The sequence below is a fragment of the Vibrio sp. 10N.261.54.A5 genome (assembly GCF_041471145.1).
GTDB classification, from domain to species: domain Bacteria; phylum Pseudomonadota; class Gammaproteobacteria; order Enterobacterales; family Vibrionaceae; genus Vibrio; species Vibrio crassostreae_C.
This window is the reverse complement of sequence record NZ_JBFRNU010000012.1, coordinates 1-13,905: the sequence shown is the minus strand read 5'-3', so window position 1 is coordinate 13,905 and position 13,905 is coordinate 1. Positions and strand designations below refer to the sequence as shown.

General features: G+C 45.5%; 16 protein-coding genes. 3 read left to right on the top strand and 13 right to left on the bottom strand.

From position 1 onward, the window contains the following. Window positions 1–18: 18 nt before the first annotated feature. The 11 genes from acpS to rpoE all read right to left on the bottom strand — a co-directional run bounded on the left by acpS (window position 19) and on the right by rpoE (window position 9,281). A complete protein-coding gene (acpS, locus tag AB4329_RS03470) occupies window positions 19–399 on the bottom strand; it encodes a holo-ACP synthase (protein ID WP_017059039.1) in 381 nt (126 codons plus the stop codon). Window positions 400–468: 69 nt separating this feature from the next. Continuing rightward, window positions 469–1,206 carry a pyridoxine 5'-phosphate synthase gene (pdxJ, locus tag AB4329_RS03465; RefSeq protein WP_017059040.1) on the bottom strand — a complete coding sequence of 246 codons (738 nt, stop codon included), beginning with the start codon at window positions 1,204–1,206 and terminating at the stop codon, window positions 469–471. Next, window positions 1,203–1,931, bottom strand: coding sequence for a DNA repair protein RecO (recO, locus tag AB4329_RS03460; RefSeq protein WP_019826299.1), 729 nt, complete (start codon window positions 1,929–1,931; stop codon window positions 1,203–1,205). Before recO ends, pdxJ begins: the two co-directional genes overlap by 4 nt. 102 nt (window positions 1,932–2,033) lie before the next feature. Next, window positions 2,034–3,005: a GTPase Era gene (gene era, locus AB4329_RS03455; RefSeq protein WP_017059042.1), complete on the bottom strand. Its 972-nt coding sequence runs from the start codon at window positions 3,003–3,005 to the stop codon at window positions 2,034–2,036. After that, entirely contained in the window at window positions 2,998–3,675 is a 678-nt protein-coding gene (gene rnc / locus AB4329_RS03450) for a ribonuclease III (RefSeq protein ID WP_017066012.1), read from the bottom strand. The genes era and rnc overlap by 8 nt, the downstream gene beginning before the upstream one ends. A gap of 26 nt (window positions 3,676–3,701) precedes the next feature. Then, window positions 3,702–4,598 (bottom strand): signal peptidase I, encoded by an 897-nt coding sequence (gene lepB, locus AB4329_RS03445; RefSeq protein WP_017068697.1) that lies wholly within the window; start codon window positions 4,596–4,598, stop codon window positions 3,702–3,704. 97 nt (window positions 4,599–4,695) lie between these two features. Continuing rightward, a complete protein-coding gene (gene lepA, locus AB4329_RS03440; protein WP_017059045.1) occupies window positions 4,696–6,489 on the bottom strand; it encodes a translation elongation factor 4 in 1,794 nt (597 codons plus the stop codon). Between the two features lie 137 nt (window positions 6,490–6,626). Then, window positions 6,627–7,097 (bottom strand): SoxR reducing system RseC family protein, encoded by a 471-nt coding sequence (locus tag AB4329_RS03435; protein WP_017059046.1) that lies wholly within the window; start codon window positions 7,095–7,097, stop codon window positions 6,627–6,629. Beyond that, the gene (rseB, locus tag AB4329_RS03430; protein ID WP_017059047.1) at window positions 7,094–8,056 is read right to left on the bottom strand and encodes a sigma-E factor regulatory protein RseB; all 963 of its coding nucleotides are present in this window, start codon (window positions 8,054–8,056) and stop codon (window positions 7,094–7,096) included. The genes AB4329_RS03435 and rseB overlap by 4 nt, the downstream gene beginning before the upstream one ends. Then, window positions 8,053–8,676 carry a sigma-E factor negative regulatory protein gene (locus tag AB4329_RS03425; RefSeq protein WP_017063205.1) on the bottom strand — a complete coding sequence of 208 codons (624 nt, stop codon included), beginning with the start codon at window positions 8,674–8,676 and terminating at the stop codon, window positions 8,053–8,055. Before AB4329_RS03425 ends, rseB begins: the two co-directional genes overlap by 4 nt. Before the next feature lie 26 nt (window positions 8,677–8,702). After that, a complete protein-coding gene (rpoE, locus tag AB4329_RS03420) occupies window positions 8,703–9,281 on the bottom strand; it encodes an RNA polymerase sigma factor RpoE (protein WP_008223963.1) in 579 nt (192 codons plus the stop codon). Window positions 9,282–9,670: 389 nt separating this feature from the next. Between rpoE and nadB the strand changes: the two genes are divergently transcribed. After that, window positions 9,671–11,287: an L-aspartate oxidase gene (nadB, locus tag AB4329_RS03415; protein ID WP_017059049.1), complete on the top strand. Its 1,617-nt coding sequence runs from the start codon at window positions 9,671–9,673 to the stop codon at window positions 11,285–11,287. A 101-nt stretch (window positions 11,288–11,388) separates the two neighbouring features. On the opposite strand, the gene AB4329_RS03410 is transcribed toward nadB, so the two are convergent. Next, a complete protein-coding gene (locus AB4329_RS03410) occupies window positions 11,389–11,808 on the bottom strand; it encodes a protein YgfX (RefSeq protein ID WP_372074337.1) in 420 nt (139 codons plus the stop codon). Beyond that, the gene (locus AB4329_RS03405) at window positions 11,756–12,016 is read right to left on the bottom strand and encodes a succinate dehydrogenase assembly factor 2 (protein WP_004735374.1); all 261 of its coding nucleotides are present in this window, start codon (window positions 12,014–12,016) and stop codon (window positions 11,756–11,758) included. The genes AB4329_RS03410 and AB4329_RS03405 overlap by 53 nt, the downstream gene beginning before the upstream one ends. Before the next feature lie 167 nt (window positions 12,017–12,183). Here AB4329_RS03405 and ygfZ point away from each other — a divergent pair, with 167 nt between their 5' ends. Both ygfZ and AB4329_RS03395 read left to right on the top strand, forming a co-directional pair. After that, window positions 12,184–13,155: a tRNA-modifying protein YgfZ gene (gene ygfZ, locus AB4329_RS03400; RefSeq protein ID WP_372074340.1), complete on the top strand. Its 972-nt coding sequence runs from the start codon at window positions 12,184–12,186 to the stop codon at window positions 13,153–13,155. Window positions 13,156–13,159: 4 nt separating this feature from the next. Then, entirely contained in the window at window positions 13,160–13,621 is a 462-nt protein-coding gene (locus tag AB4329_RS03395) for an aminoacyl-tRNA deacylase (protein WP_029235114.1), read from the top strand. Window positions 13,622–13,905: the final 284 nt, after the last annotated feature.

The following is a 13,905-nucleotide window of genomic DNA, read 5'->3' as shown; positions in this document are numbered from 1 at the left end:
AAAGTCGCGATAATCTGTTTACGATTCGAGTAACACCGTTGCCACAGCGTAGTGACGCTCATCCGAGATAGTCAGATGAATCGATGTTGTGCCATTCGCCTCTGCGATTTCACGCGCTTTCTTGTGTAAGCTCAATACTGGCTTACCATGCTCATCGTTTGAAATCTCAAAGTCGTGGAAGGTAACACCCAGCGCAATCCCCGTACCTAACGCCTTAGATGCAGCTTCTTTAGCAGCAAAACGTTTTGCAAGGTAACGGCCTTTTTGCTTCAACTGTTGGAATACTTCAAACTCAGAATCGGTCAAAATACGCTGAGCAAAAGCGTCGCCACTTCGCGACAGCGCCTTCTCGACACGTTCGATTTCTGCGATATCTGTACCTAATCCAACAACTGCCATGTTTCCTCTACTACTTAACTTCTGTCTAATGATTAACTGTACATCGCTTAGTGCCGACGACTTGCCGAACTAAGCGTTGTTACGTGCTGTTTCCATGATTGCTTTCATGTCTGCAACGGCTTTGTTTAAGCCATCAAACACTGCACGTCCCATGATCGAGTGACCGATGTTCAGCTCGTAGATCTCTGGAAGTGCCGCAATCGGTGCTACGTTGTGGTAAGTCAGACCATGACCCGCATTGACTGTGATACCTAAGTCATCTGCATAGCTTGCGCCTGCTGCGATCTTCTTAAGCTCGTCTTGTTGATCTTCTTCTGTCTTAGCATCAGCATAGTGACCCGTGTGCAGTTCAATGAACGGTGCGCCACACGCTTTTGCAGCATCGATTTGCTCACGGTCAGCATCGATAAACAGAGATACCTTGATACCTGCTGCAGACAGTTTTTGTGTCGCCGCTTTGATCTTCTCTAGTTGACCAACTACGTCCAAGCCACCTTCAGTGGTTAGCTCTTCACGTTTTTCAGGAACCAGACAAACAAACTCAGGATTAGTATCGAGTGCAATTTGAACCATCTCGTCCGTTACGGCCATCTCCAAGTTCATGCGAGTTTGAAGTGTTTCAGCCAGAATACGCACATCGCGATCAACGATGTGACGACGGTCTTCACGCAGGTGAATAGTAATGCCATCTGCACCAGCACGTTCAGCGATTTCAGCTGCGTGTACTGGATCTGGGTATTTAGTACCACGTGCATTACGTAGTGTTGCAATATGGTCGATATTAACGCCTAAAAGGATTGAGCTCATTTTCCAATACTCCGTGCTCTGGAGAGGGCTATTGTTGGCATAAATAGCTCTCTACTTTTTAATGGTTTGCCGCCAAGATACGGCTTTAAGGCTATGCGTGTAAAGCGTTTTGCCGCTTTTAACTGCTCTTTAGTGATAAACCTACGTTCGCTGATTGCAATAAGTTCATCGCCCATAAAAGTCAGGTTATCTCGACGTACTGAAGCGATGAAACCTTTCTGCTCTCGATAGCGATAAGTCATGCTCGGATCAATCGCTTCGCCAGTGCCCGCGCAGTGTAAAAAGTCGACGCCGTAACCCATAGCAGATAATAGAGCCAGCTCAAAGCGACGCAGTGCTGGCTCAGGATTATCATTATGCGCCAGCTCTGTTAAAGCATGAAGATAGTCGTGAAAAAGTGCAGGCATCGGTACTTCCGCCATCAATACCCGACCGATAAGCTCGTTCACGTACATGCCTGAATACAGATTAATACCGGCGAGAGGGAGCCCCAAGCTGATGGGTTCAGCTTGGCGTAAGGTTTTCATCGAACCATTACCAGACCACTTAAGCAATAGCGGCGTAAAAGGTTGTAATGCACCTTTCAAATTGGAACGCTTGCTGCGAGCGCCTTTAGACATCAACGTCACCCGACCGAACTCTTCGCTGAAGACGTCCAAGATCAGGCTCGACTCACTGTATGGTCGACGGTGCAACACAAAGCATCGCTGTAACCCTTCGCTCAATCACTTACCCTTATTACAGATACAAAAAGAGAGAGTTCGCACTCTCTCTTGGATTTATCTTCAGTTCAACTTTCTTAATCTCAGAAAGTGACGTTCAATATATTATAGATCGTCGATGTAGCCTAACGAGCGAAGTGCACGCTCATCATCAGCCCAGCCAGATTTAACCTTGACCCAAGTCTCTAGGTAAACCTTACGGCCGAATAGCTCTTCCATATCGATACGCGCTTCACGACCAATCGTTTTGATCTTCTCGCCCGCTTTACCAATCACCATTTTCTTCTGGCCTGTACGCTCAACAAGAATCAGTGCATTGATGTGGAAGCCATCGTTATCTGGGTTGTAATCGAAACGTTCGATTTCAACCGTTACCGAGTAAGGTAGCTCGTCACCCGTAAAGCGCATCAGCTTTTCACGGATAATTTCAGAGGCCATAAAACGTTGCGAGCGATCAGTCACGTATTCTTCAGGGAAGTGGTGTGTCGCTTTAGGTAAATGTTCACGTACGTGCTTACGCAGTACATCAATATTTTTACCTTGCTTCGCTGAGATTGGCACTACATCAATGAAGTCCATCTTCTTAGATACTTCCATCATGTGCTGCATCACGTTAGTACGGTCTTGAACGTTATCTACTTTGTTGATGCAAAGTACAACTGGGAAGTCAGTCTTCTTCAGTTTGTTCAGAACCATCTCATCGTCGTCAGTCCAGTGAGTACCATCGACAAGGAAGAATACTAGGTTTACATCACTCAATGAGCTGTTCGCCGCACGGTTCATCAAGCGGTTGATGGCACGCTTTTCTTCAATATGAAGTCCAGGAGTATCAACAAAGATCGCTTGGTAATCACCCTCAGTTTCAACGCCCATAATACGGTGACGTGTCGTCTGTGGTTTACGTGATGTAATAGAAATCTTCTGACCCAGAATATGGTTCAGAAGCGTCGACTTACCTACATTTGGGCGACCGACAATAGCGATGAAGCCACAGTGTTGGTTTTCCGGTAGGCCTGTTTTTTTGCTATCAGATGAAAAGAATGCATCGATATCGAAATCTTGGTTGTTATCAGACATTGCTTAGTTGCTCTAATGCTGTTTCAGCAGCCGCTTGTTCTGCCTTGCGGCGGCTAGTGCCTTTACCGATAACAGGTTTATCCACACCTGCCACTTCACACTCAACCGTAAACTCTTGGTTGTGTGCTTCACCTTTAATATTAGTCACTGTGTAGACAGGTAGAGGATTTCTTCGACCTTGCAAAAACTCTTGTAGGCGAGTTTTCGGATCTTTTTGAGATACTCCAGGCTGAATAGCATCTAGGCGAGATTGGTACCAGCTTAAAATAATGCCGCGAACCGTCTCGGTATCACTATCTAAATAGACAGCGCCGATGACCGCTTCAACCGCATCCGCTAGAATAGAATCACGACGGAAACCGCCACTCTTCAACTCACCTGGACCTAATTTTAAGTAATCTCCTAGTTCGAATTCACGACCTAGTTCTGCCAATGTATGACCACGTACTAATGTTGCGCGCATGCGGCTCATATCACCTTCGTTTACCTTAGGAAAACGGTGGTAAAGATCATCAGCGATAACAAAACTTAAAATTGAATCGCCCAGAAACTCAAGACGTTCGTTATGTTTACCTGCGGCGCTGCGGTGAGTCAGCGCCAAGTGGATAAGATCGGCATCATTAAACTGATAGCCAATCTTTCTCTCTAGTTTATCAATTGGAGAATTCATGCTCTCTCGATGTGTTATGTGATCGATTAATGAATCCCACCGATGCGATTAAAACGCACACCAGTAGGAATCCATGTTGGAAGTACACTGTCTGAACCGCGTTCGAATTCGAAGCTGATCCAAATAGCAACGGCCTTACCAACAAGGTTTGCTTCAGGGACAAAGCCCCAGTAACGGCTATCGGCACTGTTGTCACGGTTATCACCCATCACAAAGTACTGGCCTTCTGGAACGACCCATTCGTTAACACCATTGCGAGGCTGATATGCTTGCACACGATCGCGGCGCAATGGGTTAACTAAAATCTGGTGTTCTACGTCTCCAAGCTGTTCGTTCAGCTGAATCAGAGGCACACCATCTTGAATAAATTGGCTCTCTTCAACATTACTTAGTTTCACTGGTTCACAGCTACTTGTACCCTTCGCCTGAATGCAGATCTCTTTACGACTGCTGTAGCGAATGGTGTCACCTGGCATACCAACAACACGCTTGATGTAGTCGATGTTAGGCTGAGGTGGGTACTTAAATACGATTGAATCACCACGCTCTGGCTTGCCCGTTTCTACCAGTTGAGTGCGCCATACTGGGTCTTTTAGACCGTACGCGTACTTCTCTACCAAGATGAAGTCACCAACCAAAAGCGTTGGCATCATCGAGCCAGAAGGGATTTGAAACGGTTCATAAATAAATGAACGCAGAACCAAAACAAATGCAATTACCGGGAAAATGGACACACTGTTCTCAACCCACCAAGGTTGAGCCGTAACTTTTGCGCTAGTTTCAGCGTCTAGGCCATTCGATTGTGCTTCAACGTCAGCAAGCTTTTGCTGGCGCTTCTTCGCCCACACAAACTTTTCCAACGCCCATACAATGCCGGTCACTAGAGTTACGATCACTAAGATAAGCGAAAATGTATTAGCCATTGATATCCCTTAAATTTCATTTCTTTAAAAATAACGAAAGTGAAAGAGTAGCGAGCGACTCTTTCACTTTCAATTATTCGTTTAATGCTGGATAAAGTTAATCTTTGCCAACATGAAGGATTGCAAGGAAAGCTTCTTGAGGCAGTTCAACGTTACCGATCTGCTTCATACGCTTCTTACCTTCTTTTTGTTTCTTAAGAAGTTTCTTCTTACGACTGATATCACCACCGTAACATTTTGCGATTACGTTCTTACGCAGTTGTTTCACTGTAGAACGAGCAATGATGTGGTTACCAATCGCTGCTTGAATCGCGATATCGAACATCTGACGAGGGATGAATTCTTTCATCTTCTCTACCAGTAGACGACCACGAGACTGAGCAATATCTTTGTGCGTAATGATAGCTAGTGCATCAACTGTTTCGCCATTCAGCAGTACGTCTACACGTACCATGTTTGATGGCTCGTAACGTTGGAAGTTGTAATCCAATGATGCATAGCCGCGAGACGTTGACTTCAGACGGTCGAAGAAGTCTAGAACTACTTCTGCCATAGGAAGATCGTACGTCACAGCAACTTGGTTACCGTGGTAGACCATGTCTACTTGTACGCCACGCTTCTCAACACACAGTGTGATTACGTTACCTAGGTAATCCGAAGGTACCAGAATATTACAGCGTGCAATTGGCTCACGAATTTCTTCTAGGTCATTAACCGCTGGCAGTTTAGCCGGGCTATCAACGTAAAGAACCGTTTTATCTGTTTTTACAACTTCATACACTACTGTTGGAGCAGTTGTGATTAGGTCTAGGTCGTATTCACGCTCTAGACGCTCTTGGATGATCTCCATGTGAAGCATTCCTAAGAAGCCACAACGGAAACCAAAACCAAGTGCTGCTGAACTTTCTGGTTCAAAGAACAGTGATGCATCGTTCAGGCTTAATTTGCCTAACGCGTCACGGAAGTTTTCGTAGTCATCAGATGATACAGGGAATAGACCAGCGTATACCTGAGGCTTCACTTTTTGGAAACCAGGTAGACGTTCAGTGCTGCCGCCTTTTGCAAGCGTCAACGTATCACCAACTGGTGCACCTAGGATGTCTTTAATACCACAAACAACCCAACCTACTTCGCCAGTATTTAGCTCTGTAGTATCGATTTGCTTAGGCGTGAAGATACCTAGACGGTCAACACCCCATACTTGGTCTGTCGACATTACTTTGATCTTATCGTTCTTCTTCAGCTTACCGTTTTTGATACGAACCAAAGAAACTACGCCAAGGTAGTTATCGAACCAAGAGTCAATGATCAACGCTTGTAGAGGCGCTTCAGGATCACCTTCCGGTGGCGGGATTGCCGTCACGATGTTTTCTAGAACATCATCAACACCCAAACCTGTTTTCGCAGAACAGCGAGTCGCTTCCATCGCATCGATGCCAACGATCTCTTCGATTTCTTCAGCAACACGTTCTGGTTCAGCAGCTGGTAGGTCAATCTTGTTCAAGATTGGCACTACTTCCAGTTCCATTTCGATTGCTGTGTAACAGTTTGCTAGAGTTTGTGCTTCAACACCTTGGCCAGCATCCACTACAAGTAGTGCGCCTTCACAAGCCGCTAGAGAACGAGATACTTCGTAAGAGAAGTCTACGTGTCCAGGAGTGTCGATAAAGTTAAGTTGGTAAGTTTCACCATCTTTAGCTTTGTAATCTAAAGTCACACTCTGCGCTTTAATTGTAATACCACGCTCGCGTTCTATATCCATAGAATCGAGGACTTGAGCTGCCATCTCACGTTCACTTAATCCTCCACAAACTTGGATTAAGCGGTCAGAAAGGGTCGACTTACCGTGGTCGATGTGGGCGATAATCGAAAAATTACGAATGTGCTTCATAGGCTTGGTGTGACTAAACTCTTTGAATAGGGATAATAAGAAAGCCGCGACGCGTCCAATCTACAGTCAGCATTGGTGGCGGCATTTCAATCAAGTTGGCAGATTCTACCCAATTTAAGGGCAAGAAGCATCATAAATTAGACGAGAGACTCACCTAGGATTCGAATCAAGACGACTTCTTGCTTGGATTTGTCTTCCATGGGTTTGGCTAACCGCTTCGCTAAGGCAATCCCACCAGCAGTAAACAGTGCTGCACTTAAGATAACAATGCCCTCGCCCCCCTGGAGTAAGGGTTGTAACAAGAGTTGCCCAAAACCAGCACCAATCATCAACATGAAAAGTGGGATGAGATAAACAATCGCCGCCGACTGAAGTAGGCTTTTTTCTGGAAAGCCAATTTCTACGATTTGTCCAGCTTTGACTAAGCTTTTGGTTTTAAGCTGCCAAAACAAAGATTTATTGCCAACAGCCTTGGTCACAATACCCGTACCGCAGTTTTTTTGAGAAGAACAGCTGCTACAACTGGTTTGTTGTTCGCAGCTCAATTGAACAAAGTATTGCTTACCTTTTTGTTCAACCGAGCTAACGGTCGCCAGCGCGGTCATCATTGCGCTTGTACCGATTTATTAAATGTAACTGACTGAGCAATACGTTTTGCAGTTGCCGGCGGAATGTCACCAACCACAGAGATCTCTTTATCGCCAATCACTAAGCTGTGCAAGGTTCTACGCCCTTGACGCACCAGCTGCCCTTTCAATGAATGCTCATCTTTTTCCGCGATATAAACCGAAAAGTTAAACAGTCCATCACTGAAAAGCTGACTTTCAACCATTTTATCGGTCGCAGCCATTTGATAGCGGCTAAGCTCTTTTGATTTAAACCCTTCAGGAATCCACGACGCTTGCCAGTTAGTTTCACTCACTAAGCCTTCCGGTAATGATAAAACTTTCGGCAATTGAGCTTGGCTCAAGCCACCCATAGCCTCAGCAATCTTATCGTTCACCACGTAAGAGATAGTGCGGTACTGTTCAAGCACTTCGCCATCACGATCCAAAAGGTCGGCACGCAAAGGAAGATTCGTTTTTTCGTCTACCCAAACCACGTAAGAGTAGCGAAGGCCATCTTTCGGCACGACACGCAGCACTTGAGTGGTGCTACCTGCTTCACGAGAGCGACCAACTTTCACAAAGTCGTAGTACTGATTCAGAGATTCGATATCTCGATTAATCATCGGAATAACAGGCGCAACCATGCTGCCTGACTGAATCGTAAATGGCTCTGTACCCGGCTCGATGTAGCTAACTTCGTTGCCACGTCGAATGACTTCACGAACAGGGCCGCTTAGATAAACAAGGTGTGCAAGTTGTTGGTCGTCGTTAACCGCATGGCGATAAACAAGAGGCTCAATACTGCTCTTCTTTATCAAAATGTAGGAGAGTTCGTAATTTAGATGCTGACTGGCCTCGTTCATTTGATGCAACAAGGCCTTTGCAGTGGTTTCCTCTGCAAAGGCTGTTGGAGACATCAAGCTGAACAGTGTCAGTGCACTGACCAGGATTTTCTTCATTCAATGTCCGATTCTAGATGTGCATCTTGCATTGGCGATGCATCACTGTTTAATCTTAGCTGCAGCTCATAATCTTCTAACAATGCATGAACGCGTTTGCGCTGCTCTTGCAAGTTAGCTTCAGATGCTGGTTTCTCAACAGAGTCACGCGTTAAACTTACTGGTTCCGCAGAACCGGCAAATGGAATCGTCTGGAGTACAGGCAACTGCTCTGGTGCTGCAGGGTCGCTACCACCATATTGTTGAACACCTAATACAACGGCTAATGAAACACACGCTGCCACGGCAACTTGTCCAAACTGTTGTAACCACGCCGGAAGCTGACGCTTCGCTTGCTGAGGTTTAGGTTGCTCTTCAATTGGAGCAACAGTAGGTTCAACATTCACTTGGTGCAGGTTCGACATTGAACCATGTGCAGGCTCGTTCTCAAGCGCTGCCGCTACACTATTAGCAATGTTCCACTCTGGAGTTTCTGGCGAATCCCCACGCATAACATCACCAATTAAATGGTAACTCTGCCAAGTATCCATGCTTTCTTGATCAGATTCTAGATCTACAATGAGAGCTTTATCGATCGTTTCACCATCCATGAGTGCCGAAAGCTTTTCTTTATCAGCCATTATTTTCACCATAATTATTACAAGTTCTAGCGTTGCAAAAGAGGTTTGATTTTCTTTTCCACCGCTTCACGAGCTCGGAAAATACGCGAACGTACGGTTCCTACAGGGCAATCCATTACTTCTGCAATCTCTTCGTAGCTCAAACCTTCGAGCTCTCGCAACGTCATTGCAGTTTTTAAGTCTTCTGGTAGCGCTTCAATCGCTCCAAAAACAACTTGTTTCAATTCTTTAGACAGCGTTAAGTTCTCAGGGTTCGATATTTCTTTTAACGCGCTGCCTGTTTCGTAATATTCTGCATCTTCTGCATCTACATCGGTTGCTGGCGGCCTACGGCTTTGGGCAACGATATGATTTTTAGCGGTGTTCACGGCAATTCGGTATAACCATGTATAGAAGGCACTCTCGCCACGAAAGTTAGGTATCGCGCGGTAAGCTTTAATAAAAGCTTCTTGTGCTACATCAGGTACATCACCGGAATTATTCACGTATCGAGAGATAAGATTACAAACTTTGTTTTGATACTTAACCACTAGTAAGTTAAATGCCTGCTTATCTCCACTCTGAACTCGCTCAATCAACACTTGATCGGTTAGCTGCTCGTTCATTCGAGCGGGTACTCCTATTGTTATAACCCTCACCTTCACAGATATGGGTACTAATTATGCGAAATGTAGTATTGACACCACCGTCTACAAGAGCACTATTGTGACTAAGCCAAATACCGAAAGTTCCAACTTTCTTAAAATTATTTGCCATTATTGTTTCACAATGTGATGTAATAAAAATAGCTATCCCTATCAATTTGGGGAAACTTGAGCAAAAGCAATGGTATTGAGCAATTAAATATTTCTAGATAGCTGTCTATATATTGATTTTGCATAGCGTTTAAGGATGACTCAAGGAAGATTATAACAGTCTTAGCCAAACTCCTAAAACAAGACAAAGTCAATTGAGAGTGGACAACTCGACTATAGCCCGGGATTTAATAAGTTTTATGAACGCAAACCGTGAACATCAGTGTGATGTATTAGTGGTAGGAAGTGGTGCGGCAGGCTTGTCATTAGCCTTACGCGTAGCAGAACATGCAAAAGTAATTGTATTAAGCAAAGGACCACGCAGCGAAGGATCGACGTATTACGCACAAGGTGGTATCGCCGCGGTGTTCGATGAGTCGGACAGTATTGAGTCTCATGTAGAGGATACTCAAATCGCTGGGGCTGGGTTATGCGAAGAAGATACAGTTCAATTCATTGCTGAAAATGCGAAAGAGTGTGTGCAATGGCTGATTGATGGTGGTGTTCCATTTGATAAAGATGAGAACAGCACAGAAGGCCAACCAAAATATCACCTCACTCGTGAGGGTGGCCACAGTCACCGCAGAATTCTGCACGCTGCCGATGCAACTGGCATGGCGATGCAAACCTCACTACAAGATAACGTCAACAACCACCCAAATATCGAGATCTTCGAGCGCCACAATGCGCTGGATTTGATCACGGAAGATAAGATTGGTGGTTCAAAAGACAAGGTGATCGGTGCCTACATTTGGAACCGTAACCAAGAACATGTTGAAACCGTGCGCGCTAAGTTTGTTGTATTAGCAACAGGCGGCGCTTCAAAGGTTTACCAATACACCTCTAACCCAGATGTTTCTTCAGGTGATGGTATTGCTATCGCTTGGCGTGCGGGTTGTCGTGTGGCAAACCTTGAGTTCAACCAGTTCCACCCAACTTGTTTATTCCACCCAGAAGCGCGTAACTTCCTACTAACGGAAGCACTGCGTGGTGAAGGTGCTTACTTGCGTCGTCCAGATGGTTCTCGCTTTATGAAGGACTTCGATGAGCGCGGTGAACTGGCGCCACGTGATGTGGTTGCTCGTGCAATTGACTTCGAAATGAAGCGCTTGGGTGCCGACTGTATGTATGTTGATATCAGCCACAAGCCTGAAGAATTCATCACAGCGCACTTCCCGATGATCCATACTCGCTTGATGGACTTGGGCATCGATATGACCAAAGAGCCGATCCCTATCGTACCAGCCGCTCACTACACGTGTGGTGGTGTCATGGTTAATAAGCAGGGTCAAACCGACCTAACGAACTTGTATGCGATTGGCGAAGTGAGCTACACCGGCTTACACGGTGCAAACCGTATGGCTTCTAACTCACTGCTTGAGTGTGTGGTTTACGCATGGGCAGCAGCAAAAGATATCGTTGAGAACATCGACCAATCTCAACTGTGTGCAGAACTGCCAGCATGGGATGAAAGCCAAGTCACCAACAGTGATGAAGAAGTTATCATTCAACACAACTGGCACGAACTGCGCCTGTTCATGTGGGATTACATGGGCATTGTTCGAACGGATAAACGACTAGAGCGTGCATTACGCCGTATTCAGATGCTGCAACAAGAAACTCATGAGTACTACAGCTACTTCAAGGTTTCGAATAACTTATTAGAACTGCGTAATTTGCTACAAGTGGCAGAGCTAATGGTTCGTTGTGCAATGCAGCGCAAAGAGAGCCGCGGCCTACACTACACGTTGGATTACCCTGAACTTGCTGAAGACAGTGGCCCAACGATTCTGACGCCAGAGAAACGCCAATCATAATAATTGGTTAAACGTGCTTAGCGAATTAGCCGTCAGCGGAAAATGATTAAACGAAAGGGAGCCGAGAGCTCCCTTTTCTTTTGTCTAACGCTTTCTTTTATCTAGCGTGTTCGTTGTAAGTTCGCCAGAAAATGACGATATTCGCGCTCGCAACAGCTGTCTCGCCAAAGCAGTACCGAGTACCCACATTCAAACTGTAATTTAACGAAGAACTGCGCCCAGATCTTATCAACGGACTTGAGTCGGTAAGTTCGGTCATTGAGTCGAATATCACCATCCTCTTTATAATCAAAACGGCCATGGGCACTATTCAAAATCAGATGATTAGTTTGAAGCAGATGAATCAGCAGTGCCAAGCAATAAAGGCTGACAACAAGTGGAATAGAAGACAGGACGATGAAAAACAAAAGGCACCCGAAAACAGTGCCCTTTGCGAATAATGCGGAATATGAAGGGTTAAGCTGGAGCTTAACGAACCTTGCTGAGGTTGTGTGCGACAATTTTATCAACCATTGATGCATGGCCTAGGTTTTCACTGCGTCCGTGTCCCATCACCCAAGTAAACAAATCTGGGTCATCACACTCTAATAGAGAAACAAACTCGCGCTGTTCCTGCTCTTGCAATGAATCAAAACACTCTTCGAAAAATGGCATGATGACTACATCAAGTTCTAACATGCCGCGACGGCAACCCCATTTAATTCGTGCTTTCTGCTCTGCAGTGTACATTGGCTATCCTCACCTATAATTTTTCTTTCTCGGAGTGTAACAAGTCATACGCCCTGCAACTACTATGTGAGTCACAGTCCCTATCTAAGCTCACAAAAAAACCTAGGCTGACAAAGAAACAGAACCGGATTAACATAGAGCCAAATAAAATTCTTAGGAAAGATAAAATGGATTGGAAAAACATATTTCAGCCACTCGCTCATACGCAAAATGAATCGCTTCCAGAACTGATGATGACACACGTATCAGACTGGAGTGCAATTACCATGATAGGCGATGACAAAAAGTCGTACCTACAGGGTCAAGTAACGTGCGATGTCGTCACTCTTCCTAATGATGAATCCACATTAGGCGCGCACTGTGATGCAAAAGGAAAGGTATGGAGCATCTTTCGTTTGTTCCACCACAACGGTGGCTACGCACTCATGCAACCTAAATCAGCGATTGAAGTCGAGCTCGTTGAAATCAAGAAGTACGCGGTGTTCTCTAAGGTCGATATCGAGCAAACGTCTGACGTTGTTATCGGTGTGATGGGTTCGTCAGCTAATCAATACATTGATTCTATTTCAGAAAGCCAAAGTAATGTGCGTGCTATCTCTGGTGGTACAGCGGTTCAAGTTGCAGATAACCGCTGGGCTCTACTTGTGACAGAAGAAGCCGCTGAAGCCTTGGTATCAAACAGCGCTGCGGAGAAAGTATCAGAAACACTTTGGCAATATCATGAAATTCTTGATGCTCAGCCTAACCTATCGAAAGCAGAGCAAAACGAGCACATCCCTCAAGCGCTTAACCTGCAAGCGATTGGCGGTATCAGCTTTTCAAAAGGCTGTTACACAGGTCAAGAAACGGTTGCTCGTGCTAAGTACCGTGGCATGAACAAGCGTGAGATGCGCATTGTGTCGGGCACAACTGCGGACGTGCTGTCGTTAGAAAACCCTATTGAACTGGAACGTAGTGTGGGTGAGAACTGGCGTGGCGCAGGCCGACTATTAAACGTCTATCAATTTGCTGATAACCGAGCGATTGGTTTGATGGTACTGCCAAACAACCTTGATGACGATGTTCAGCTGCGACTGACCGCGCAGCCTGATCAAACATGGAATATCCTGCCACTGCCGTACAGCCTTGACGACGAGTAACCACGTGGAAACGCAGATTACACAATGGCTGGATCAACAGCAGGTGAATTATCGCCTGCTGATGCAAAGCAAGCCAACCACCAGCATTGAAGAAACTGCACAAGAGCGAGGCATCGACGCCTCTCAAATGGTGAAGTGCATCCTGCTCAAGGATATGGGCAACCAGTATGCGTTAGCCTGTACTGCTGGCGATCGCTCTGTCGACCCCAAGAAAGTACGCTCGGTACTGAATTGCCGTCGAATGACCTGCGTGTCGCTCGCTGATGTTGAAGCGATCACCGGTTTTAAAGTGGGTTGTGTTGGTCCGCTCGCTCTCAAGAGACACATGCCGATCATTTTTGATCCTTCCATTCAAAACAACTCGACCGTAACCATTAGCTCCGGCGACCGAATGGCTGGCGTTGCGCTGGATCTCAATGATCTTATGGCGCTATGTGCACCGACCGTCGCGGACATCAGTCGATGATCGTTTAGATCATGCTTCGCAAACTTCATTTTAATATTTCATTGAGTACATTTTTAGTGTGAACCTCGTCATAAGAAGAACACACCATTAATAAATAGTTACTCAAAATAAAAGCATAAGTAGTCACAAAGTTAAATTTGCGTTATTGTAAATTTACTGACTAGCTATTAAGCAAATCAGTGCAAGTGAATCCACTGAGTAACATCAGTATCCACTTTTGTGTAATGCATCTGTGACTATTCGCCCGTTTTAGACGGGCTTTTTTTTGGTTCATCGCGGCTTTC